At 32.2% G+C, this 24178-nt stretch carries 20 protein-coding genes and 2 pseudogenes; 15 read left to right on the top strand and 7 right to left on the bottom strand.

Annotation, left to right across the window (positions count from 1 at the left end):
• The first annotated feature begins 6 nt into the window (after positions 1–6).
• From HMPREF2715_RS03825 to HMPREF2715_RS03810, 4 genes are read left to right on the top strand one after another with little or no spacing between them, the layout of a single operon-like run.
• The gene (locus HMPREF2715_RS03825) at positions 7–702 is read left to right on the top strand and encodes a heptaprenylglyceryl phosphate synthase (RefSeq protein ID WP_037551162.1); all 696 of its coding nucleotides are present in this window, start codon (positions 7–9) and stop codon (positions 700–702) included.
• Complete coding sequence (gene pcrA, locus HMPREF2715_RS03820) at positions 699–2894, top strand: DNA helicase PcrA (protein WP_053025094.1); 2196 nt, start codon at positions 699–701, stop codon at positions 2892–2894. Before HMPREF2715_RS03825 ends, pcrA begins: the two co-directional genes overlap by 4 nt.
• Positions 2895–2897: 3 nt before the next feature.
• Complete coding sequence (ligA, locus tag HMPREF2715_RS03815; RefSeq protein WP_070582078.1) at positions 2898–4901, top strand: NAD-dependent DNA ligase LigA; 2004 nt, start codon at positions 2898–2900, stop codon at positions 4899–4901.
• A 12-nt stretch (positions 4902–4913) separates the two neighbouring features.
• Complete coding sequence (locus tag HMPREF2715_RS03810) at positions 4914–6119, top strand: CamS family sex pheromone protein (protein WP_053025092.1); 1206 nt, start codon at positions 4914–4916, stop codon at positions 6117–6119.
• A 59-nt stretch (positions 6120–6178) separates the two neighbouring features.
• Here the strand turns inward: HMPREF2715_RS03810 and putP are convergent, their stop codons facing one another.
• Positions 6179–7717 (bottom strand): sodium/proline symporter PutP, encoded by a 1539-nt coding sequence (putP, locus tag HMPREF2715_RS03805; protein WP_053025091.1) that lies wholly within the window; start codon positions 7715–7717, stop codon positions 6179–6181.
• A gap of 465 nt (positions 7718–8182) precedes the next feature.
• Between putP and gatC the strand changes: the two genes are divergently transcribed.
• The 7 genes from gatC to dinB all read left to right on the top strand — a co-directional run bounded on the left by gatC (position 8183) and on the right by dinB (position 15960).
• The gene (gene gatC / locus HMPREF2715_RS03800; RefSeq protein WP_011275356.1) at positions 8183–8485 is read left to right on the top strand and encodes an Asp-tRNA(Asn)/Glu-tRNA(Gln) amidotransferase subunit GatC; all 303 of its coding nucleotides are present in this window, start codon (positions 8183–8185) and stop codon (positions 8483–8485) included.
• Between the two features lies 1 nt (position 8486).
• Complete coding sequence (gene gatA, locus HMPREF2715_RS03795; RefSeq protein WP_070582079.1) at positions 8487–9944, top strand: Asp-tRNA(Asn)/Glu-tRNA(Gln) amidotransferase subunit GatA; 1458 nt, start codon at positions 8487–8489, stop codon at positions 9942–9944.
• Between the two features lie 12 nt (positions 9945–9956).
• Complete coding sequence (gene gatB / locus HMPREF2715_RS03790; protein WP_053025090.1) at positions 9957–11384, top strand: Asp-tRNA(Asn)/Glu-tRNA(Gln) amidotransferase subunit GatB; 1428 nt, start codon at positions 9957–9959, stop codon at positions 11382–11384.
• Between the two features lie 248 nt (positions 11385–11632).
• Positions 11633–12625, top strand: a complete 993-nt coding sequence (locus HMPREF2715_RS03785) for a diacylglycerol kinase (protein WP_037537988.1) — start codon at positions 11633–11635, stop codon at positions 12623–12625.
• Positions 12626–12727: 102 nt separating this feature from the next.
• Positions 12728–14092 carry a 23S rRNA (uracil(1939)-C(5))-methyltransferase RlmD gene (gene rlmD / locus HMPREF2715_RS03780; RefSeq protein WP_070582081.1) on the top strand — a complete coding sequence of 455 codons (1365 nt, stop codon included), beginning with the start codon at positions 12728–12730 and terminating at the stop codon, positions 14090–14092.
• Positions 14093–14219: 127 nt separating this feature from the next.
• A complete protein-coding gene (locus HMPREF2715_RS03775; RefSeq protein WP_070582082.1) occupies positions 14220–14768 on the top strand; it encodes a DUF3267 domain-containing protein in 549 nt (182 codons plus the stop codon).
• Between the two features lie 115 nt (positions 14769–14883).
• Complete coding sequence (gene dinB, locus HMPREF2715_RS03770; RefSeq protein ID WP_070839453.1) at positions 14884–15960, top strand: DNA polymerase IV; 1077 nt, start codon at positions 14884–14886, stop codon at positions 15958–15960.
• A gap of 55 nt (positions 15961–16015) precedes the next feature.
• Here the strand turns inward: dinB and HMPREF2715_RS03765 are convergent, their stop codons facing one another.
• Positions 16016–16567, bottom strand: a complete 552-nt coding sequence (locus HMPREF2715_RS03765) for a 3'-5' exonuclease (protein WP_070582084.1) — start codon at positions 16565–16567, stop codon at positions 16016–16018.
• A gap of 256 nt (positions 16568–16823) precedes the next feature.
• Entirely contained in the window at positions 16824–17324 is a 501-nt protein-coding gene (gene ftnA, locus HMPREF2715_RS03760; protein WP_011275365.1) for an H-type ferritin FtnA, read from the bottom strand.
• A 195-nt stretch (positions 17325–17519) separates the two neighbouring features.
• Here ftnA and HMPREF2715_RS03755 point away from each other — a divergent pair, with 195 nt between their 5' ends.
• Both HMPREF2715_RS03755 and HMPREF2715_RS03750 read left to right on the top strand, forming a co-directional pair.
• On the top strand, positions 17520–18830 hold the full coding sequence (locus HMPREF2715_RS03755) for a lipid II isoglutaminyl synthase subunit MurT (RefSeq protein ID WP_070839450.1): 1311 nt from the start codon (positions 17520–17522) through the stop codon (positions 18828–18830).
• 2 nt (positions 18831–18832) lie between these two features.
• Entirely contained in the window at positions 18833–19552 is a 720-nt protein-coding gene (locus HMPREF2715_RS03750; protein WP_070582086.1) for a lipid II isoglutaminyl synthase subunit GatD, read from the top strand.
• 64 nt (positions 19553–19616) lie between these two features.
• Here the strand turns inward: HMPREF2715_RS03750 and HMPREF2715_RS03745 are convergent, their stop codons facing one another.
• Positions 19617–20606 (bottom strand): FUSC family protein, encoded by a 990-nt coding sequence (locus HMPREF2715_RS03745; RefSeq protein ID WP_070839448.1) that lies wholly within the window; start codon positions 20604–20606, stop codon positions 19617–19619.
• A gap of 151 nt (positions 20607–20757) precedes the next feature.
• Here HMPREF2715_RS03745 and map point away from each other — a divergent pair, with 151 nt between their 5' ends.
• Entirely contained in the window at positions 20758–21510 is a 753-nt protein-coding gene (map, locus tag HMPREF2715_RS03740) for a type I methionyl aminopeptidase (RefSeq protein WP_070582088.1), read from the top strand.
• 113 nt (positions 21511–21623) lie between these two features.
• Here the strand turns inward: map and HMPREF2715_RS12210 are convergent, their stop codons facing one another.
• The 3 genes and pseudogenes from HMPREF2715_RS12210 to HMPREF2715_RS03730 all read right to left on the bottom strand — a co-directional run bounded on the left by HMPREF2715_RS12210 (position 21624) and on the right by HMPREF2715_RS03730 (position 23517).
• The gene (locus HMPREF2715_RS12210; protein WP_240565914.1) at positions 21624–21911 is read right to left on the bottom strand and encodes a Rossmann-fold NAD(P)-binding domain-containing protein; all 288 of its coding nucleotides are present in this window, start codon (positions 21909–21911) and stop codon (positions 21624–21626) included.
• A 78-nt stretch (positions 21912–21989) separates the two neighbouring features.
• Positions 21990–22481, bottom strand: a pseudogene (locus HMPREF2715_RS12205) (SDR family NAD(P)-dependent oxidoreductase).
• Between the two features lie 71 nt (positions 22482–22552).
• Positions 22553–23517, bottom strand: a pseudogene (locus tag HMPREF2715_RS03730) (HoxN/HupN/NixA family nickel/cobalt transporter).
• Between the two features lie 255 nt (positions 23518–23772).
• Here HMPREF2715_RS03730 and HMPREF2715_RS03725 point away from each other — a divergent pair.
• Positions 23773–24159 (top strand): hypothetical protein, encoded by a 387-nt coding sequence (locus tag HMPREF2715_RS03725; protein ID WP_037551139.1) that lies wholly within the window; start codon positions 23773–23775, stop codon positions 24157–24159.
• Positions 24160–24178: the final 19 nt, after the last annotated feature.

The following is a 24178-nucleotide window of genomic DNA, read 5'->3' as shown; positions in this document are numbered from 1 at the left end:
AGGAATATGTATGACATTAAAGCGTGGCAACATGTGTTTAAATTAGATCCCGCCAAAGAAATAAGTGATAATGATTTAGATTCACTATGTATGTCAGATACTGATGCTATCATGATTGGTGGCACAGATAATGTTACCGAAGATAATGTCATTCATTTGATGAGTAGAGTAAGAAGATATCCATTACCATTAGTCCTTGAAATATCTAATATTGAGAGTATTATTCCTGGTTTCGATTTTTATTTTGTACCAACAGTTCTAAATAGTAAGGATACTACATATCATAATGGAATGATGCATAAAGCTCTGAAGCAATTCGGATTCATGGTTAATTTTGATGAAGTCGTATTAGAAGGGTATTTGGTTTTAAATCCTGATAGTAAAGTAGCACAATTAACGCAATCAAATACTAATATAGATATTGAAGATGTAGAGGCATATGCGCAAATGGTTAATGAGATGTACAAACTACCGTTGATGTACATAGAATATAGTGGTCAGTATGGCGATATTGAAAAAGTGGAAGCCGCATCCAGATTATTAACGAATACACAATTGTTTTATGGCGGTGGCATTACATCTATAGAACAAGCCAGAGAGATGGCACAATATGCTGACACTATTATAGTAGGTAATATTATTTATGACGATATTAAAAAGGCTATTAAAACAGTAAAAATAAAAAAGGAGTCTAATAAATGAATTCATTAGTTAATAATATGAATAAAGAGCAAAGTGAAGCGGTAAGAACTACAGAAGGTCCATTACTAATTATGGCCGGCGCTGGTTCAGGTAAAACGAGAGTATTAACACATCGTATCGCCTATTTATTAGATGAAAAAGACGTTTCTCCTTACAATATATTAGCAATTACTTTTACAAATAAAGCAGCTAAAGAAATGAAAGAACGTGTTGAACAATTAGTAGGGGAAGAAGCACAAGTGATTTGGATGTCTACATTCCACTCTATGTGCGTAAGAATATTAAGACGTGATGCAGATAGAATAGGCATTGAACGTAATTTTACTATTATTGATCCTACTGACCAAAAATCCGTCATAAAAGACGTTCTAAAAAATGAAAATATTGACAGTAAACGCTTTGAACCAAGAATGTTTATTGGGGCGATTAGTAACTTAAAAAATGAACTTAAAACACCAGAAGATGCAATTAATGAGGCTAATGACTTCCATTCGCAAATGGTAGCTACTGTTTATAGTGGATACCAACGTCAATTGACTCGAAATGAAGCACTTGATTTTGACGATTTAATTATGAAAACAATTCAGTTGTTTGAACGCATTCCAGATGCACTTGAATATTATCAAAACAAATTCCAATATATTCACGTAGACGAATATCAAGATACAAATAAAGCACAATATACATTAGTAAAGTTGTTAGCTAGTAAATTTAAAAATCTTTGTGTAGTTGGTGACTCAGATCAGTCAATTTATGGTTGGAGGGGTGCAGACATTCAAAATATCCTATCTTTTGAAGAAGATTACCCTGATGCTAAAACGATATTTTTAGAACAAAATTATCGTTCTACAAAGACCATCCTGACTGCTGCAAATGAAGTCATTAAACATAACTCAGAAAGAAAGCCTAAAGGCCTGTGGACTGCAAATACAGGTGGCGAAAAAATTAAATATTATGAAGCAATGACTGAGCGTGATGAAGCTGAGTATGTGGTTAGAGAAATAATGAAACACCGTAAAGCTGGAAAAGATTATAGTGATATGGCAATACTTTATAGAACCAATGCACAATCACGTGTTTTAGAAGAAACATTTATGAAATCTAATCTTCCTTATACGATGGTTGGAGGCCAAAAATTCTATGACAGAAAAGAAATTAAAGACTTATTAAGTTATTTGAGAGTAGTAGCTAATAGTAATGATGAAATTAGTTTACAACGCATAATCAATGTTCCAAAACGAGGTATAGGACCTTCATCAGTTGAGAAAATTCAACGCTATGCGAATGATAACAATATAAGTATGTTTGACGCATTGGCAGAAGTAGATTTTATTGGTCTTTCAAAAAAAGTAACTCAAGAGTGCATTAAATTTTATGAACTAATTCAAAACTTAATTAAAGAACAGGAATTTTTAGAGGTAAGTGAAATTGTTGTTGAAATATTAGATAAATCTGGGTATAGAGATATGCTTGAACGCGAACAAACACTGGAATCACGTAGTAGACTTGAAAATATAGATGAATTTATGTCAGTACCTAAAGATTATGAAGAGAATACACCATTAGAAGAACAATCCTTGATTAACTTTTTAACGGATTTATCACTAGTAGCAGACATCGATGAAGCTCAAATTGAGAGTGGCGTAACCCTTATGACAATGCACTCGGCGAAAGGTTTAGAATTTCCAATTGTATTCCTTATGGGAATGGAAGAATCGCTATTTCCACATATTCGTGCAATTAAGAGTGATGATGACCACGAAATGGAAGAAGAACGTCGGATTTGTTATGTAGCAATAACAAGAGCTGAAGAAGTTCTATATATTACGCACGCGACGTCTAGAATGTTATATGGACGCTCACAATCTAATATGCCTTCAAGATTTTTACGTGAAATCCCGGAAGAGCTATTAGAGACACCATCTAAGCAACAGCGTCAAACGATTACCCCAAAAACATCATCCAAACAACCTAAGCGTGGATTTAGTAAACGTACAACGTCTTCTAAAAAACAAGTCTCTGCTTCTGATTGGAAAATAGGAGATAAAGTTACGCACAAATCATGGGGTGAAGGCATGGTAAGTAACGTTAATGAGAAAAATGGCTCAGTTGAATTAGATATTATATTTAAATCAGAAGGACCAAAGCGCCTATTAGCTCAATTTGCCCCAATCGAGAAAAAGGAGGATTAATTTATGGACAATATCCAAAGTCGTGTGAATGAATTACATGATTTATTAAATCAATATGGTTATGAATATTATGTGCAAGATAATCCTTCAGTGCCAGATAGTGAATACGATAAATTATTAAGAGAATTAATAGATATAGAAGAGGCACATCCTGAATTTAAGTCACCTGATTCTCCTACTGTACGTGTAGGAGGAGAGGTGCAATCATCTTTCGAAAAAGTCAATCATGATACACCAATGTTAAGTTTAGGTAATGCTTTCAATGAACACGAATTACGTCGTTTTGATCAACGTATTCGTGAACAAGTCGGTAGTGTTGAATATATGTGTGAATTGAAAATTGATGGATTAGCTGTGTCCCTTAAATATGTAGAAGGTCGCTTCGTTCAAGGTTTAACTCGAGGGGATGGTACTACAGGTGAAGATATCACTGAAAATTTACGCACCATTCATGCTATTCCATTAAAGATTAATGAACCATTAAGTTTTGAAGTTCGTGGCGAAGCTTACATGCCTCGTAGTTCTTTTATAAGACTAAATGAAGAAAAAGAAAAGAATGAAGAACAACCATTCGCTAATCCACGAAACGCAGCAGCGGGATCGTTAAGGCAACTTGATCCCAAATTGGCAGCTAAACGTAAATTAAGTGTATTCTTATATAGTGTTAATGATTTCACAGATTTTGATGCAACTACTCAGAGTGGTGCGTTGGATGAATTAGATCGTTTAGGATTTAAGACAAATCATGAACGTATGCGCGTGGGTGATATTGAAGGTGTATTAGAATATATTGAGAAATGGACAAAACAACGTGAACAATTATCCTATGATATTGATGGCATCGTTATAAAAGTGAATGACATTGAACAACAAGATGAAATGGGATACACTCAGAAATCTCCAAGATGGGCGATTGCATATAAATTTCCTGCCGAAGAAGTGGTAACAACATTACAAGATATTGAGTTAAGTATTGGTAGAACAGGTGTTGTAACACCAACTGCGATTCTTGATCCTGTAAGAGTTGCTGGGACAACTGTATCTAGAGCTTCTTTACATAATGAAGATTTAATACATGAGAGAGATATCAGAATTGGGGATAGTGTAGTAGTTAAAAAAGCTGGCGATATAATTCCAGAAGTAGTGAAAAGTATTATGGAACGCCGAACTGAAGGTACATTACCGTATTCAATGCCAACACATTGTCCGAGTTGTGACCATGAGTTGGTAAGAATTGAAGGGGAAGTTGCATTACGTTGTATAAATCCAAAGTGTCAAGCTCAACTTGTAGAGGGGCTGATTCACTTTGTATCACGTCAAGCCATGAATATTGATGGCTTAGGAACTAAAATCATACAACAACTCTATCATCACAATGTGATTAAAGATGTGGCCGACATCTTCTACCTAACGGAAGACGATTTATTACCTTTAGAGCGTATGGGTTCCAAAAAAGTTGAAAATTTACTAAAAGCGATTGAAAATGCTAAAACCAATTCACTAGAGCATCTATTATTTGGTTTAGGAATACGTCATCTAGGAGTTAAAGCAAGTCAAGTTCTAGCTGAAAAATACGAAACAATGGATAGATTACTTCAAGTAACCGAAGAAGAACTTATTAGTATTCATGATATTGGAGATAAGTTAGCTCAATCTGTAGTGACATATCTAGAAAATGAAGATATTAAAGCATTAATTGAAAAATTAAAATATAAAAATGTCAATATGGTTTATAATGGAATTAAAACTTCTGATATAGAAGGACACCCTGATTTTAAAGATAAAACAATTGTTTTAACAGGTAAATTACAACAACTGACACGAAAAGAAGCATCTGCCTGGTTAGAATTACAAGGCGCAAAAGTTACAAGTAGTGTAACTAAAAAAACAGATTTAGTAATTGCTGGTGAAGATGCAGGTTCTAAATTAACTAAGGCAGAAAAGTTTGGTACTGAAATTTGGACAGAAGAGCAATTCGTGGCTAAACAAAATGAAATATCAAGTTAGAGGAGAACGGCAATGAAGCGGACCCTATTCTTAATTATAACGTCGATTGTGTTGTTAACGGCATGTGGCAATAACAATGATAATAAAAATAACCAATCTGTGAATAAACAAGAAACTAAAACTGACTCAAATAGTGTGAAAACAATAGCAACAGATAAAAACGTACAAGGTGATAATTACCGCACGATTTTGCCATTTAAAGAAAGTAAGGCCCGTGGTGTATTACAAGATAACATGGCAAATAGTTACAATGGTGACGATTTCGAAAGTGGTTTATTGACACTAAGCAAAGATGTATTTCCAACTGATGATTACCTTTATCAAGACGGACAATATCTAGATAAAGATACTCTTAATAGTTATTTAAATCCCAAATACACTAAAAAAGAAATAGATAAAATGAGTGAAAAAGAGAAAGAATCCAATAAAGCGAGTGAGAATTTAGGATTAAATCCATCACACAAAGGTGAGGATGATCCAGAAAAAATCGCAGAACAATCTCCAGCTTATTTATCTAATATTCTTGAACAAGATTTTTACGATAGTGGGGATACAAAAGGAAAAAATATTAAAGGTATGACAATTGGTTTAGCCATGAATAGTGTTTATTATTATCAGAAAGAGAAAGATGGAGAAACTTATAGCAAAGAACTTGATGATAAGGAAATTAAAAAACAAGGTAAACAAATGGCTTCAGAAATCTTAACAAGATTGAGAGCCAATGATGCTTTAAAAGATATTCCTATTCATTTTGCGATTTATAAACAATCCGATCAAAATTCAATTACACCAGGAGAATTTATTGCTAATACTACAGTTGATGATGATCAAACTAAAATTAATAAATGGAAAAAAATTGATCAAGTGTCAGCATTATTGCCATCTTCAACAGCAAAAAAATACAATGAAAATTTGAATAATAATTTTAAACAATTCAACGACAACCTACAATCTTACTTTACTAACTTCACTCAAGCAGTAGGTAAAGTTAAATTTGACGGTAAAAAACCAACACAATTAACTATAGATTTACCTATTGATTATTATAGTCAAGCTGAAACGATTGGTATTACTCAATATGTTACAGAACAAGCTAGAAAATATTTTGACAACATCGATAGCTATGAAATTCGAATTAAAGACGGAAATACACCAAGAGCCTTAATTAGTAAATCTAAAGAAGATAAAGAGCCTCAAGTTCATATTTATAATAATTAACATAAAAACTACGGATAACGCCTACAAATTGGGTTATCCGTAGTTTTTGTTTAATATTATTATTTTTCACGAACAATAGATTTAACTTTTTCAATATCTCTTTCAACAAAGTCACCTGGATGTTGAGTCAATAAACTCACTACATATGTAAAGATGACACTAACGATGAATCCTGGAATAATTTCATACATTCCGAAAATTTCATTTATACTCGCTAAAGGTTTTATCCAAGCAATCCATATAATTACAACAAGGGCACCTGCTACCATACCGCTGATAGCACCAGCTCGTGTTAGCTTTTTCCAATAAAGTGAGAATAATACTAAGGGACTGAAAGAAGCTCCAAAGCCGGCCCATGCGTTGCCAACTAAGTTAAGAATTGTATCATTTGGAGACCAAGCAATTGCAATTGCTACAATTGCCACAACTAATACCGACAATCTACCAACTAACACGAATTCTTTTTGATGTGTTTTCGCACGCTCTTCACCACGTATTAATTTATAAAAGTCTTCAGTTAATGAACTTGATGTTACTAATAGTTGTGATGAGATTGTGCTCATGATAGCTGCAAGAATGGCAGCCAATAAGAACCCGCCTACTAAAGGATGAAATAAAATTTGACTCATAATGATGAATAGTGTCTCAGGATCATCCATCTTAATATGATTATCTGGAATGAATGCGATACCAGTTAATCCTACGCCTACAGCACCAAGTAAACCTACAGTCATCCAACTTATACCTAAACGGCGAGCTTTAGGTAGCATTTTATGTGACTTAATAGACATAAATCTAACGATGATATGAGGTTGTCCAAAATAACCTAGACCCCATGCAAATAATGAAACAATACCTAGGAAGGTTGTGCCTCTAAATAAATCCATATTTGTTGGCTTCATTTCAGCAACTCGAGAAAATGTATCCCAACCATTAAGTTGTAACATTGCAACAATAGGGACCATAACCATTGCAATTAACATGATTACACCTTGGAAGAAATCAGTTATAGATACAGCTAAATATCCTCCGAAGAAAGTATAAGCGATAACGATAACTGCAACTAAAATTAATCCAAAATGATAATTTAGTCCAAACGCGCTTTCAAATAGTTTACCACCTGATACAAACCCAGAGTGCGTATATAGAGTAAAGAATATAACTATTATTAAACCAGAAATAATTTTAATAATATTTTCTTTATCGTTAAGTCGATTTTTAAAGAAATCTGGAAGGGTGATTGCATCACCTGCCACTTCAGTATAAACTCTCAACCTTGGTGCAACGACTAGATAGTTAACATATGCACCTAATGTGAGACCAATTGTTATCCATATTGCTGATAAACCAGTACTATAGACTGAACCTGGTAGCCCCATTATCATCCAGCCACTCATATCTGATGCACCTGCAGATAAAGCTGTGATGTATGGGCCGATACTACGTCCACCAAGCATATAATCACTTAAATTACCTGTAGCTTGTTTGTAGCCATAATATCCAATAATAAGTAAAATAATAAAATAAATCGCAATCATTATGTATGTTTGCCAATTGGTATTAACTTGACTAGGCAAGCTTGCTCCTAAAATAAGCATAAAGAAATACCCCCTTTTTTTATATGATGTAAAGACTTAGATGACTTATAAACATTGGTAAATTTCAATTGCATGAGTATGTAACTTTTTTAAATAATTTAGTTACATGTAATATTATACAATGTAGTGAATGGTTTAGAGAAGTATAAATTTTAATTTTTAAAAATATAAACACTTTTAAAGTAAGGTAGTAAGCGTTTACAAAATGTAAAAATATTTATTGATTTTATTATACGTAACATGCAAATTAAAGATTATAAATATTTTTGATATAAAATTTAGGTCATTATTATCGTTAAATTAATAATTGAGTTACATTATTTGTAAAGCATTTATTAATTACTTACCTATGAATTAATCATCAATAATGTCATGAAGTTATGTTGTCTCAATAAATATTTAGATTTTTAAGTGAAAATTTGATACAATTTTATGATGAATGAGTAATAAGGAGGCTTTTAATAAATGACTAAAGTTACACGTGAAGAGGTTGAACATATAGCACATTTAGCAAGACTTCAAATTTCTGAAGAAGAAACTGAAGAAATGGCTAATACACTTGAAAGTATCTTAGATTTTGCTAAACAAAATGACACAGCAGATACAGAAGGTATTGAACCAACTTATCATGTATTAGATTTACAAAATGTGTTACGTGATGATGAAGCAATCGAGGGCATTCCTCAAGAACTTGCATTAAAAAATGCTAAAGAGACAGAAAATGGTCAATTTAAAGTACCAGCTATCATGAATGAGGAGGAAGCTTAAGATGAGTATTCGTTATGAATCAGTTGAAAAATTATCAGAAATGATTAAAAACAATGAGATTAAGCCTTCAGAAGTTGTCAAAGACATCTATGATGCAATTGAAGAAACGGATTCTACTATTAAATCATTTTTAGCACTAGATAAAGATAATGCTATTAAAAAAGCAAAAGAATTAGATGAATTACAAGCAAAAGGCCAAATGGAAGGTAAATTGTTTGGTATTCCTATGGGAATTAAGGACAACATCATTACTAAAGATGTGGAAACAACATGTGCTAGTAAGATGTTAGAAGGTTTTGTTCCAATCTATGAATCTACTGTAATGAACAAACTACATGATGAAAATGCGATTCTAATCGGTAAACTAAACATGGATGAATTTGCTATGGGTGGTTCTACTGAAACATCATATTTCAAACAAACTGTTAACCCATTCGATCATACAGCTGTTCCAGGTGGTTCGTCAGGTGGTTCAGCAGCAGCAGTTGCTGCAGGTTTAGTACCATTCAGTCTAGGTTCAGATACTGGTGGTTCAATTCGACAACCAGCAGCATATTGTGGTGTAGTGGGTATGAAACCAACTTATGGGCGTGTATCACGTTTCGGTTTAGTTGCTTTTGCATCTTCATTAGACCAAATTGGTCCAATTACAAGAAATGTTAAAGATAACGCTATCGTTCTAGAGACAATTTCAGGCGTTGATAGAAATGATTCTACAAGTGCACCAGTTGAAGATGTTGACTTTACTTCAGAAATTGGTAAAGACATTAAAGGCTTAAAAGTTGCTTTACCAAAAGAATATTTAGGTGAAGGTATCAATGATGATGTTAAAGAAGCTGTTAAGAATGCAGTTGAAACACTTAAATCTCTAGGTGCAGAAGTTGATGAAGTATCACTTCCAAATACGAAATATGGTATACCATCATATTATGTTATCGCGTCATCAGAAGCATCAGCGAACTTAGCTCGCTTTGATGGTATACGTTATGGCTACCATTCAAAAGAAGCGCAATCATTAGAAGAATTATATAAAATGTCTAGATCAGAAGGATTTGGTGCTGAAGTTAAGCGTCGTATCTTCCTAGGTACATTTGCATTAAGTTCTGGTTATTATGATGCTTACTATAAAAAATCACAAAAAGTTAGAACATTAATCAAGAATGACTTTGATAAAGTTTTTGAAAACTATGATGTTGTTGTAGGTCCAACTGCACCAACTACTGCGTTTAACTTAGGTGATGAAATCGATGATCCTTTAACTATGTATGCTAATGACTTATTAACTACACCTGTTAACTTAGCTGGTTTACCAGGTATTTCTGTTCCTTGTGGGCAATCAAACGGTAGACCAATTGGCTTACAATTTATCGGTAAACCTTTTGATGAAAAGACGTTATATCGTGTGGCATATCAATATGAAACACAATTCAATTTACATGACGCATATGAAAAATTATAAGGAGTGGAAATAATGCATTTTGAAACAGTTATCGGACTTGAAGTTCACGTTGAGCTAAAAACAGACTCAAAAATGTTCTCTCCATCACCAGCACATTTTGGAGCTGAACCTAACTCAAATACAAATGTTATTGATTTAGCATATCCTGGTGTATTACCGGTTGTTAATAGACGTGCTGTAGACTGGGCTATGCGTGCATCAATGGCTTTAAATATGGATATCGCTACAAATTCTAAATTTGACCGTAAAAACTATTTCTATCCAGATAATCCTAAAGCTTATCAAATTTCTCAATTTGATCAACCAATTGGTGAAAATGGTTATATTGATATTGAAGTAGATGGTGAAACAAAACGTATTGGAATCACACGTCTTCACATGGAAGAAGATGCTGGTAAATCAACACATAAAGATGGATACTCTTTAGTAGACTTAAACCGTCAAGGTACACCATTAATTGAAATTGTATCTGAACCAGATATTAGATCTCCTAAAGAAGCTTATGCTTACTTAGAAAAATTACGTTCAATTATTCAATATACAGGTGTATCAGACTGTAAAATGGAAGAAGGCTCATTACGTTGTGATGCCAATATTTCATTACGTCCTTATGGACAAGAAGAATTTGGTACAAAAACTGAATTGAAAAACCTAAATTCATTTAACTATGTTAGAAAAGGTTTAGAGTACGAAGAAAAACGCCAAGAAGAAGAATTATTAAACGGTGGTACTATTGGACAAGAGACACGCCGTTTTGATGAATCAACTGGTAAAACAATTCTTATGCGTGTTAAAGAAGGCTCAGATGACTACCGTTACTTCCCTGAACCTGATATTGTACCTTTATACGTAGATGAAGAATGGAAAGAGCGTGTACGTCAAACAATCCCTGAATTACCAGATGAGCGTAAAGCTAAATATGTAAATGATTTAGGTTTACCTGAATACGATGCGCACGTATTAACACTTACTAAAGAGATGTCTGATTTCTTTGAAGGTGCTATTGAAAAAGGTGCAGACGTTAAGTTAACTTCAAACTGGTTAATGGGTGGCGTTAATGAATATTTAAATAAAAACCAAGTTGAGTTACAAGATACTAAATTAACACCAGAAAACCTTGCTGGTATGATTAAACTTATTGAAGATGGTACGATGAGTAGTAAAATCGCTAAAAAAGTTTTCCCAGAATTAGCTGAAAATGGTGGCGATGCTAAACAAATTATGGAAGATAAAGGTTTAGTTCAAATTTCTGATGAAGCTACTTTAACTAAATTCGTCACTGAAGCTTTAGATAATAACCCTCAATCTGTTGAAGATTATAAAAATGGTAAAGGGAAAGCAATGGGCTTCTTAGTTGGTCAAATTATGAAAGCATCTAAAGGCCAAGCTAATCCTCAAAAAGTAAACCAAATATTAAAACAAGAATTAAATAAACGTTAATTAAAGATTTAAACATAATGAATTAAAGCATCATTTAAGGTTTGTTTCCTATCATGGTTAGGGAACAAGCCTTTTAATTTTGGTGTGTGGTGTTTTTAGTTCAATTATTTTTAATGTTATAACTGCTATGATTATTTAATTGTAAATAGTGTAATAAATGTATTTTAAAGATTATTGATTTAAATACTTCCAACTCTCTTATAAATCATTTAATATAAGAATATGTATAAAAAGATGAGGGATAATTTATGAGAAAACGTGCAAGAATCATTTATAATCCAACTTCTGGAAAGGAACTTTTTAAAAGAACTTTACCAGATGTTTTAATTAAATTAGAACGTGCCGGGTATGAGACAAGTGCTTATGCAACTGAGCGTGAAGGCGATGCAACGCTTGAAGCTGAACGTGCACTTAAAAGAGATTATGATATTATTATAGCAGCTGGTGGAGATGGCACACTTAATGAAGTTGTTAATGGCATAGCTGAACAGCCCAATCGCCCTAAATTAGGTATCATCCCTATGGGGACAGTGAATGATTTCGGTAGAGCCTTGCACTTACCAAGTGATATTATGGGTGCTGTTGATGTTATTATTGATGATCACACGACTAAAGTGGATATAGGAAAAATGAATAATCGTTATTTCATCAATTTAGCAGCTGGTGGTCAATTAACTCAAGTTTCTTATGAGACGCCAAGTCGATTAAAGTCAATTGTAGGCCCCTTTGCGTATTATATTAAAGGATTTGAAATGTTACCTCAGATGAAAGCTGTAGATTTGCGTATAGAATATGATAATCAAGTTTTTCAAGGTGAGGCATTATTATTCTTATTAGGACTGACAAACTCAATGGCAGGATTTGAGAAATTAGTTCCAGATGCTAAGTTAGACGACGGGCATTTTACATTAATTATTGTAGAAAAGGCTAACCTTGCTGAACTAGGGCACATCATGACCTTAGCATCTCGCGGAGAACACATTAAGCATCCAAAGGTTATTTATGAGAAAGCTAAATCAATTAATATCTCATCCTTTACTGAAATGCAATTGAATGTAGATGGTGAATATGGTGGTAAATTACCAGCTAATTTCTTGAATTTAAAAAGACATATCGAAGTATGTACGCCAAAAGATATATATAATGAGGAATTAACTGAAGATCAACAAGTCGAAGATGGTATTATTGAAGAGAAGCCATCGAATGAAGAAATTATTAAAAACAATGAAATATCAGAGTAAATTATACAGTTGAAGAGGTTGAGCAATAATTTTGATGTCTTAGGTATGAAAAACAAAACCAAGATTAAACTACTCTAACCTCTTTTTATGTGGGGTGAAATAATGCAAACCATAATTAAAAATGAAATAAAACAAGGTAACATTGTTGATTTAACACATGAAGGGCATGGCGTCATTAAAATCGACCGTTATCCGATATTTGTGCCAAATGCGTTAATTGGTGAAGTGATTAAATATAAAATTATAAAAGTAAAGAAAAATTTTGCTATTGGTAAACTACTTCAAGTTATTAAACCAAGTGAACAACGCGTGGAACCGCCATGTAAATACTATTGGAAGTGTGGTGGTTGTCAATTGCAACACATGACATATGATGCCCAATTAGCTATGAAGCAGTCACAAGTTACCAACTTATTCCATAGAAAAGCACAATTTAGTAATACAATCATTAACAAAACTATCGGTATGAATCATCCTTGGCATTACAGAAATAAATCACAGTTGCCAATTGGTAAAGATAGAGATGGAAAAGCAATTATAGGATATTATCGACAAAGAAGTCACGATATTATCGATATGGATAGTTGCTTAATTCAAGATGATATACACCAAGATATTATGAATCACGTCAAACAATGGATTATTGATTACGATATTAGTGTTTATAATGAGTGTACAAAAAAAGGACTTTTAAGACATTTAGTTATTCGCACAGGCTATTATTCTGATGATAAGATGGTCGTTTTTGTAACAAATGGTAAAAATTTCCAGCAAGCTTCAATTTTAGTTGAAAAATTAAAAGAAACTTTTCCTAACATAGCTAGCATTAAACAAAATATTAATAATAGTCATTCCAATGTAATTATGGGGCAACAGTCTGTAACGTTATACGGCAAAGATAAGATTGCTGATCAACTTAGTGATACTACATTTAAGATAAGTGACCAATCATTCTATCAAATAAATTCTTCTCAAACTGAAAAATTATATCAAAAAGCAATAGAGTATGCGCAATTGACAGGTGAAGAAACAGTTCTTGATACATATTGCGGTATTGGTACGATAGGTTTATATATGGCGTCAGTAGCGAAACATGTTTATGGTGTTGAGGTCGTGCCGTCAGCGATTAAAGATGCACAACAAAATGCGACTTTAAATGGATTTGAAAATACAACTTTTGTCTGTGGAAAAGCAGAAGAAGTCATTATAAAATGGAAACAACAAGGTATCAAACCAGATGTTGTTATGGTAGACCCCCCGAGAAAAGGGTGCGATGAAACTTTCTTACAAACACTGCTTAAACTAAATCCTAAGCGTATTGTCTACATTTCTTGTAATCCATCTACGCAACAAAGAGATGCTCAAATATTAGATTCACAATATGAATTGCAAGAAATTACACCAGTCGATATGTTTCCTCAAACAACACATGTAGAGACAGTTGCATTATTTGAAAGAAAATCTTAAACGTAAAATTTTAATACAAATATTAAGAAATGGTTACAGAGCATTAAATCTTATAAAAAAGTTTTTTTTCTTAACATCGACTGTGTATACTATGGTTGCAAATTAACAGAGATTGGAGGTCATTATTGTGCAGAAAATTGATTTTTCTCTAAATAGAATCAACTTACCTAAATTTATGGCAACTCAATTAGTAGTGATTTTATTTATGATAGTGTTTACTTATAAATGGGCATTCATGTTTACAACCATTCATGAACAAACATTTTTAGCTAACTTATTATATGGTATTTTAGGTTTTATAGTTATTTTAGGACTACATGAACTGATTCATAGAATTTCATTTTTTATCTGTTCAAAAGGAGAACAGCCTCATTTTAAATATAAAAAAGGTTTTTTATTAGTACATATTTCCAAAAAATATTTTAATAAATGGCAATTTTGCACAATAATGCTAGCTCCAATGTTTATATTAACAGGAGTATTAATGTTTATATTCAGTATTTACGCATACTCCTCAATTATTATTATGTTAAGTATACATATTGGATATTGCTTAATTGATTTATATTTAGTAGGTATTACATTTACTAATAAATTTGAATATATACATCCATCAGATGAAGGTTTAATTATGTATCATCAAAGACCTATACAAGCTAATGACGAATTTGAATAAATTGTGAGTCTCAATATAATTATTTATGTGCACATTTCATGAGTTTTGTTGCTAGTCACATTATAATTATATTGAGGCTTATTTTATTTTGGTTTATTTTAAAAGAGGTGAGACGATGGCTGAAAGAAGGATTATTCATATAGATATGGATTACTTTTTTGCACAAGTAGAAATGCGAGATAACCCTAAATTAAAAGGTAAACCTGTAATTGTAGGTGGTAAGACAAGTACTCGTGGTGTGGTTTCTACTGCTTCTTACGAGGCTAGAAAATATGGGGTTCATTCTGCAATGCCAATGTCTCAAGCGCATAAATTATGTCCTAATGGATATTATGTAAGAGCAAGATTTGACGCTTATAGAGAAGCCTCTGCCGTGATAATGTCTATATTTAAAAGTTATACAGATATTGTAGAACCTATGTCATTGGATGAAGCGTATTTAGATATTACTCACCTTGTTAGACCTGACTTGTCTGCATCTAAAATCGCAACGTTTATTCGACGCGACATATTTGAACAAACTGGATTAACTTCTTCTGCAGGTGTATCGTATAATAAATTTTTAGCAAAATTAGCAAGTGGTATGAATAAGCCTAATGGCATGAAGGTTATCGATTATAATAATGTAAACGATATTTTAATGAATCTTGATATTGGTGACTTTCCAGGTGTGGGTAAAGCATCGAAAAAAGTCATGCATAACCATGATATATATACAGGTAAAGATTTGTATGATAAAACAGAATTTGAATTAATACGTTGGTTCGGAAAAAGAGGTCGTGGCTTATATCTTAAAGCTCGAGGAATTGATCATAGTGAAGTAAAAGCAACGAGAGTGCGTAAATCCGTGGGTACTGAACGAACATTTTCAACTGATGTGAATGATGATGAAGAAATTTTACAAAAAATACGGGAACTATCTGGCAAGACTGCAGAACGTCTATCTAAGTTACAAAAATCAGGTAGCACCGTAACAGTTAAATTAAAAACGCATCAATATGAAACATTTTCAAAACAAAGAAGTTTGAGAGAAGCAGTAAGTAGAGATATTGATATATATAATGTAGCTTATGATTTATATAATGATTTGAAGGATCCTGATGTTCCAATAAGGTTAATCGGTGTAACGGTTGGCAATTTAGAACAGTCAACATATGAGAATATGACGATTTATGATTTTATAGAAAGATAAAGGTTCATGATGACATTAGCAATTAAACTAAACCAGTAATTGCAATTCATATGGGTTAACCTTTATCTTTTAAATTTTTGCCATAAATTTGTAGCATACTTTGTAAATTGTCATAGTGTTTTAATAATCTAAACGTAATCATTGCACATGCTTTAGCATCGTTGAGTGCATCATGATGACCGCGAAAATCTAATTTATAATGTTTCATTAAATGTTTTAGTCCGTAGCGATATGCATCAATTGTACGTTTAGCAAGTTGATATGAACAGAAGTAAATCATGGAGGGTGTTTCTATATTTAACTGTTTTAAACTTTGATGAAGTACATTCATATCAAAAGCAGCATTATGAGCAACAACAGGTAATTTACCAATAAATTGCATCATATAAGGGAATACATATTCAAAACTGGGAGCATCATTCACGTCTTCAGGTGTAATACCGTGAACCTCAATATTCATCTGAGAGAAATAATCAAAAGGGTTAACTAAAGTATAAAAAGATTCCACAATCTCATTGTTAACTACTTTGACCATACCAACTGAACAGATACTTGTACGTTTACCATTTGCAGTTTCGAAGTCTAATGCTATAAAGGCATTTTCCATTTCTAACACTGTCCTTTCAAATGTTGATTCTTTTATTTTAGCTAAAAATATAAATTTATTTCCAGAATGTTGCATTCATAAAATAAAAAAAGAGTAGAAATGAATTCATTTCGAATTCATTATCCACTCCATTAATATTTATGAGTCTTGAGAATAACTAGCATTATACATTTTTGTGCATGTTAGTTACTTACAATGTACTAGGCAAGCAATAAAAATAGTTTGTCTCAATCATAATTAAACCTTGAGATAAAAGTTATTCTTCATCAAATGAACGAGCTGCTAATTCTTTTTCATATAAATATAAAGTATTGCAGTCATCACCAATACGATTTAAATAATCAATATGTGTTTCAAATGTTGATTCTTCTTCAACTTGCTCATCTAAGAACCAGTTTAAGAAAGAAATCGTAGCATAGTCTTTATCTTTTTGAGCTATTTCAGATAAATTGTAAAAACGACGAGTAACATCTTGTTCCTGTGCTAATCCATCTTTAAATGTTTCAAGGATAGATTTAAATTCAGTTTTAGGCGCTGGTATTGATTTAAATTCAGCATGTTCACCACGATCATTGATATAATCATAGATTTTTTTACCGTGGAAACGTTCTTCTTTAGCTTGTTGGATATAGAAGTTAGCGAAACCTTCATATGAAGCATCATCGCAATAAGCTGCCATTGCCATATAAGCATGAGCTGCGAAATATTCATGGTTCATTTGATCATTAAGTGCTTCTAACAAGTCTTTACTTAGCATAATTAAGTCACCTCTATTTAAGATTTTATAATTGATTTTGTCTTTGTTCATTAAAAGTATAACAAATCTATTCTCATTAGTAAATAATAATTATTATAATCTAGAATGTGACTTGTTATTTTTAATTGAGAATGTTTTTTGTTATACCCTTTACGTGTTATAATTATTCAAGTGATTTATATGAGGAGGAAGCACATGAGACAATGGACTGCAACGCACTTAGCGAAATTGGCTCGTAAGGCTAGTATCGCTGCTGGGAAAAAAGGTACAGATTTACCTGGACAAGTTGCCCGCAAAGTGGATCAAAATATATTAAGAAAATTAGCTGCACAAGTAGATGACATCGTTTTTATTAGTGGGACTAATGGTAAAACGACGACATCTAATCTTATAGGACATACATTAAAAGCAAATCGTATTGATATTATACATAATAATGAAGGTGCTAATATGGCAGCAGGTATCACATCTGCCTTTATCATGCAAAGCACTAAAAATACTAAAGTAGCGGTTATTGAAATCGATGAAGGATCTATTCCTCGAGTTTTAAAAGAAGTCACTCCATCAATGATGATATTTACTAACTTCTTCCGTGATCAAATGGATCGCTTTGGCGAAATAGATATAATGGTAAATAACATAGCTAAGTCAATTAGTAATAAAGGAATTAAATTGTTACTCAATGCAGATGATCCTTTTGTAAGTCGACTTAAAATAGCTAGTGACTCTATCGTTTATTATGGTATGAAAGCACACGCACATGAGTTTGAGCAAAGTACTATGAACGAGAGTAAGTATTGCCCAAATTGTGGCAAATTATTAGCATACCATTACATTCATTATAATCAAATCGGTCATTACCATTGTTCATGTGGATTCAAACGTGAATTACCTAAATATGAAGTTTCATCATTCACAGTATCTCCGTTCTTAGCATTAAATATAAATGAAACAACATTTAACATGAAAATTGCCGGAGACTTCAACGCTTATAATGCATTAGCTGCCTATACTGTGTTGAGAGAATTAGGGCTCAATGATGAGTCTATTCGAATTGGTTTCGAATCATATACTTCAGATAATGGTCGTATGCAATATTTTAAACTTAATCATAAAGAAGCTATGATTAATTTAGCTAAGAATCCTGCAGGTATGAATGCTAGTTTATCAGTAGGAGAACAGTTAGAAGGTAAAAAAGTATATGTCATTAGTCTAAATGATAATGCTGCTGATGGTCGTGATACTTCTTGGATTTATGATGCCGATTTCGAGAAATTAAGCGAACAAAATATTGAAACGATCATTGTTACTGGGACCCGAGCTGAAGAATTACAATTACGTCTGAAATTAGCCGAAATAAATGTTCCAATTATACTTGAAAAAGATATTTATAAAGCAACTGCAATGACAATGAATTATGAAGGTTTCACTGTAGCTATTCCTAACTACACATCTTTATCTCCAATGTTAGAACAACTTAATCGTTCATTTAAAGGAGGGCAATAAATATGAATGAATTAACCGTTTATCATTTTATGTCAGATAAATTAAATTTATATAGTGATATAGGAAATATTATTGCACTCAAACAAAGAGCAAAGAAACGTGGTATTCAATTAAATGTAGTAGAAATTAACCAAACTGAAGGTGTGACGCTTGATAATTGTGATATCTTCTTTATCGGCGGTGGCAGTGATAGAGAACAAAGTATTGCTACTAAGGAATTAAGCAAGATAAAGACTACACTTAAAGATGCTATTGAAGATGGTATGCCAGGATTAACGATTTGTGGTGGTTATCAATTTTTAGGAACAAAATATATTACGCCTGATGGAACTGAACTTGAAGGTTTAGGTATCTTAGATTTCTATACTGAATCACGAACTGAACGATTAACTGGTGATATAGTAATCGAGAGTGATACATTTGGAACGATAGTTGGCTTCGAGAATCACGGTGGTCGAACACATCATAATTTTGGTACGTTAGGACACGTTACGGTTGGTTACGGTAATAATGATGATGATAAACAAGAAGGTATTCACTATAAAAATTTATTAGGAACATATTTACATGGGCCTATCCTTCCAAAGAATCATGAACTGACTGATTATTTATTAGAAAAAGCCTGCGAACGTAAAGGTATACCTTTTGAACCTAAACAATTAGATAACACTGAAGAAGAAGCGGCTAAAAGAGTTATTATAGAAAGATCATCAAAAAAATAACAAATATAATAAGCAATTAAAAATGACGTACCGGATTTATAGAAATTTTCCAGTACGTCACTTTTTATTTGTCATTATATCTACTATCTAATAATTTATAGATTAGAAGTATTTCATAAATGACATGACTTTTGATTTGATTCTGATCAAATTCTTCTAAGCGTTTGACAGAAGATTTAAGTGTTGATGCAGATGAGAGGTGAGGCTCAAAATGATTGCTTTTGATAATATTATTGACGCTATTACTAATTTTAATAATAGCTATTTTTTCCTCAGGTGTAAAAACTAAATGTATGTGCTTAGGTAAATATATAATATTTGATAGGTGAGTAGCCAGTAATCTATCGATATAGGAACGGTTCGAAATATTTTTTAATCGTTTCCATTCATTTTCTTTATTTTTATGATAACGTAATTCGTCTTTTTGATAGCCAGTTAAAGTTTCAGTCTTGTTTATAACACCCATCAACTTATTTAAAAGATCGTTACTATGATTAGAATCAAATTTTCCTAATAATAATTCGTTACATCTTGAAGAGAACAACTCATACATTTTATATTCGGATTGCGTTAAATTATCTTCAATTTGCTGATAATATTTAGGAGGCAGAACTATAAAATTGACCAATCCTGCTGTAACCAAACCGATTAATGCAGTTAATAATCTTGAAAAAAAGTTGAATAAATAGGCGTCGTGTATGCCAGGTATCATGGCAACCGATGTTAACACCGCAACAGTAGTACCAACTTGCAGGTTTAATTTAGTACAAACTAAGATAGTAAAAAGTGCACTAAACGTATACGTTAAAGCCGATTGGTCACCAAAAATAAAAGTAAAAAGTACAGCAAATAATGCACCAATTACCGTTGCGGGCAATCTTCTATAACCTTTTTTTAATGACGCCTTTGCAGTAGGTTCGATAGTTACAATAGCAGTTAATATAGCGAAGATTGGAGTGAGATCAAGCATCAAACAAAATAGCGATGTTAAAAAGGTCGCTAGGCCAGTTTTGATTGTTCTCGCTCCTATAATTTTCTTGTACCATTTATCCATATGATAAATCCTCTCGTTGTACGAAAATAACAATTATAATTTTATCTTTTAAACAGAAATTATTTTGCGCTTCATTTTTTGTATGTTTAGTATATCAAAATTTTTTTGGTATAATAAGATGTAATCACAATTTAAAAAGGAACGGGATATTATGATTGTAAAAACAGAAGAAGAATTACAAGCCTTAAAAGAGATAGGTTACATTTGTGCTAAGGTTAGAGATACTATGCAAGAAGCTACTAAACCTGGTATTACAACTAAAGAATTAGACAATATAGCTAAAGATTTGTTTGAAGAACATGATGCTATTTCAGCACCTATTCATGATGAGAATTTCCCTGGGCAAACATGTATAAGTGTTAATGAAGAAGTAGCGCATGGCATTCCTGGCAAACGAATCATTCGTGAAGGAGATTTAGTTAATATAGATGTATCAGCTCTAAAAAATGGTTATTACGCTGATACAGGTATTTCTTTTGTTGTGGGTAAAGCAAGTGACCCACTTAAACAAAAAGTATGTGATGTTGCACTAATGGCATTTGAAAATGCAATGGCAAAAGTTAAACCTGGAACTAAATTAAGTAATATCGGTAAAGCAGTACATGCAACAGCACGTCAAAATGATTTAACTGTCATTAAAAATCTAACTGGGCATGGAGTAGGTCAATCACTACATGAGGCCCCTAACCATGTTATGAACTATTATGATCCTAAAGATAAAACTTTACTTAAAGAAGGGGTTGTAATTGCAGTAGAGCCATTTATTTCTTCTAAAGCAACTTTTGTAACAGAAGGTAAAAATGAATGGGCCTTCGAAACTAGAGATAAGAGTTTTGTCGCTCAAATCGAACATACGGTTATCGTTACTAAAGATGGACCATTATTAACTACAAAAATTGATTAATTTCATATTTAATTACTATTAATTAAAAATTCGATATATATAAATTAACCAGTAAATGAGATGACAACGCTCATTTACTGGTTTTTTTGTTTATACTAGTTAGTTTTATAAAGTTATTTACCTAATAATTTATAGACTTGTTTCTGCTGTTGTTTGCCATCTGGGTCTAGTTTGGTTTTAATTTTTGTGAAAGTTTCAGACCAATCAGACGTACGCGTTCTGATAGGTGGCTCTTTCATTTCAATTGTTTTTAAAATGACTTGCGCAACTTCATGTGAACTTTGAGAAGCATCATGGCCATAATTTTCTTTAATATCACTAATATATGAATTGTATAAGTGCGTATATTCATCTTCTTGTATGCCACCAGTTTGAGTTAAGTGTTTTATAATGTTGGGCATAAATTCAGATTGGATGCCTCCGGGTTCAATAATAGTAAATTTAATATTGAATTCAGGTTGAATATAACTTGCTAAAGATTATGTATAACCTTCAACACCAAACTTAGCGGCACAATATATTTCGTTGAAAGGTTGTCCAACTAGGCCTCCAACTGACGAAATATTGATAACACGACCTTCTCTTTGTGATCTCACGATTGGTAATACAGCTTTGCTCATTCGAATAACACCCATTAAATTTAAATTAAGTTGCCAATTTATTTCTTCATCGGTTGCTTGTTCTGTAGTTTTATTAAAGCCGGCGCCAGCATTGTTAATCAAAATGTCTATACGACCTTCTTCTTGTATAATGAATTCAACAGCAGATTTAATACTATCTAATTTAGTTACATCCAATTCTAAAATGGTTAGGTCTACATTTCTTTTAGTCGTTTCATTTTTTTAATTTATTTGTTTTTCTAAATTACGCATCGTGGCATATACTTGAAATCCTTTTTCAGCAAGCATGAGCGATGTTTCAAATCCTAGTCCTGATGAAGCGCCAGTAACTAGAGCAATAGTTTTATTCATAACATAATCTCCTTTGTGAAAGTCACTAAAGTATTAACTATTCTACGAATAATGTCAAAGAAATGAATCTATTAAGACCATCGTTGTTCAATTTTGCCAAATTTCCAAATTAAAATAGAAATGAGCCAACTGATAATAAATAAAATCACTAAAATATAACCTATATTATCAAATTGTATGTTTTCAATAAATTCCGAGAAAGAACCTTTTAATTGAAGCTTATCAACTAGTATTTGTAGTAATTCAACAGGGCCAATTAATAGTGTAGCGATAACAGATATAGCAGTAATTGTAATATTGTAATAAATTTTTCGAATAGGATTGAAGAATGCCCAATTATAAGCAGAAGTCATAAGTATACCGTCTAATGTATCTAGCAAACTCATTCCGGCAGCAAACAATATAGATAAAGATATTATACCTACGAATGAAATTGCTTGCTGTGATACACCTGAAGATAAAGTTAGCAATGAGATTTCACTAACAGTATCAAATCCTAAACCAAATAGAAAGCCTAGTGGCAAGACATGCCAACTATGACTAATAAATTTAAAGTATGGTCCGACCATAAGAGAAACAAAGCCACGTGTATCTAATAAATCATTTAACTTCTCATCATTAATTTTGTCTTTGCGAAACTTAAAAATAAAGTTATTAAAGAAATTAATATCATCAGATTTAATATATCTATGATAATTAAAAATGTTCCTGAAACGAGAGTGACAATAATTCCACCAATTTCTTGAAAGTGGGGTAATGCATCTTTAGCCTATTTAATTGAAATGCCTAAAAAGACAGCCATAAAAAAGACTACTGTAGAATGTCCAATTGAGAAGTAGAAACCTACACCTACTGGATTACGTTATTGTTGGATTAATTTACGCACAGTATTATCAATAGCAGCTATATTGTCTGCATCAAAAGCGTATCGAAGACCTAATAATGTATAGGCAAGTAATCTCATACCTAGTAGTAAATGATTAGTATTTGCTAAATAGAGGAGGCCAAAACCCAGAATGTGAAGTGAAATCACAATAAGTACATAAGGAAGTCAATTAAGACGATGTGTGTTAATCATTGATGTTACCTTCTTGCAAAAATAAATATAATTAATCATACACCTGTTTAAGTTGAAAATAAAATATGAGGTATAACTTACATGAATTTTATATAAAATCTATAGAAATAATAAACATCGTACTAAAGTATGAGAGTAAGATGGTCCTAGAGCCTATATGAGTTTAAGTCATTTTAAACTATAATTGAGCTTAATCAAGGACGAGGTGGTTCTATGAATTATATGGACTTATATTTACAACACTTTCTTAAAGTAGTTATTAAACGAAACATTAATGATTACAAAATCAGTTTAGATCAAAAATTAAAGAGTATTGAAAATTACATTGAATATTTAAAAGAAAAGAAAACGCAAATGAATAAGTTGATTGACAGTTTAACTGCAACATTAGAAAATAAATATATTGATATTACTAATACGTATAATATTAAACATGCACAAGAAATTAATAATTATGAAATTGAAGGTCTTAAAAGACAGCTTGATCTATTTGAAGCCTATTGTGCAAAAATTGAAGCGGATATTCATCGTTGCTCTAAAGAAAAGATCACAACACAAGGCCAATGTGACATTATTGAACAAATGAGTGTAGTAGCTTAATTGAAAGGAATAGGAGGCG

This window comes from Staphylococcus sp. HMSC062A01 (assembly GCF_001836805.1).
Lineage (GTDB): Bacteria > Bacillota > Bacilli > Staphylococcales > Staphylococcaceae > Staphylococcus > Staphylococcus haemolyticus.
The sequence above is the reverse complement of the archived record's forward strand: the minus strand, read 5'-3'. Positions and strand labels throughout refer to the sequence as shown.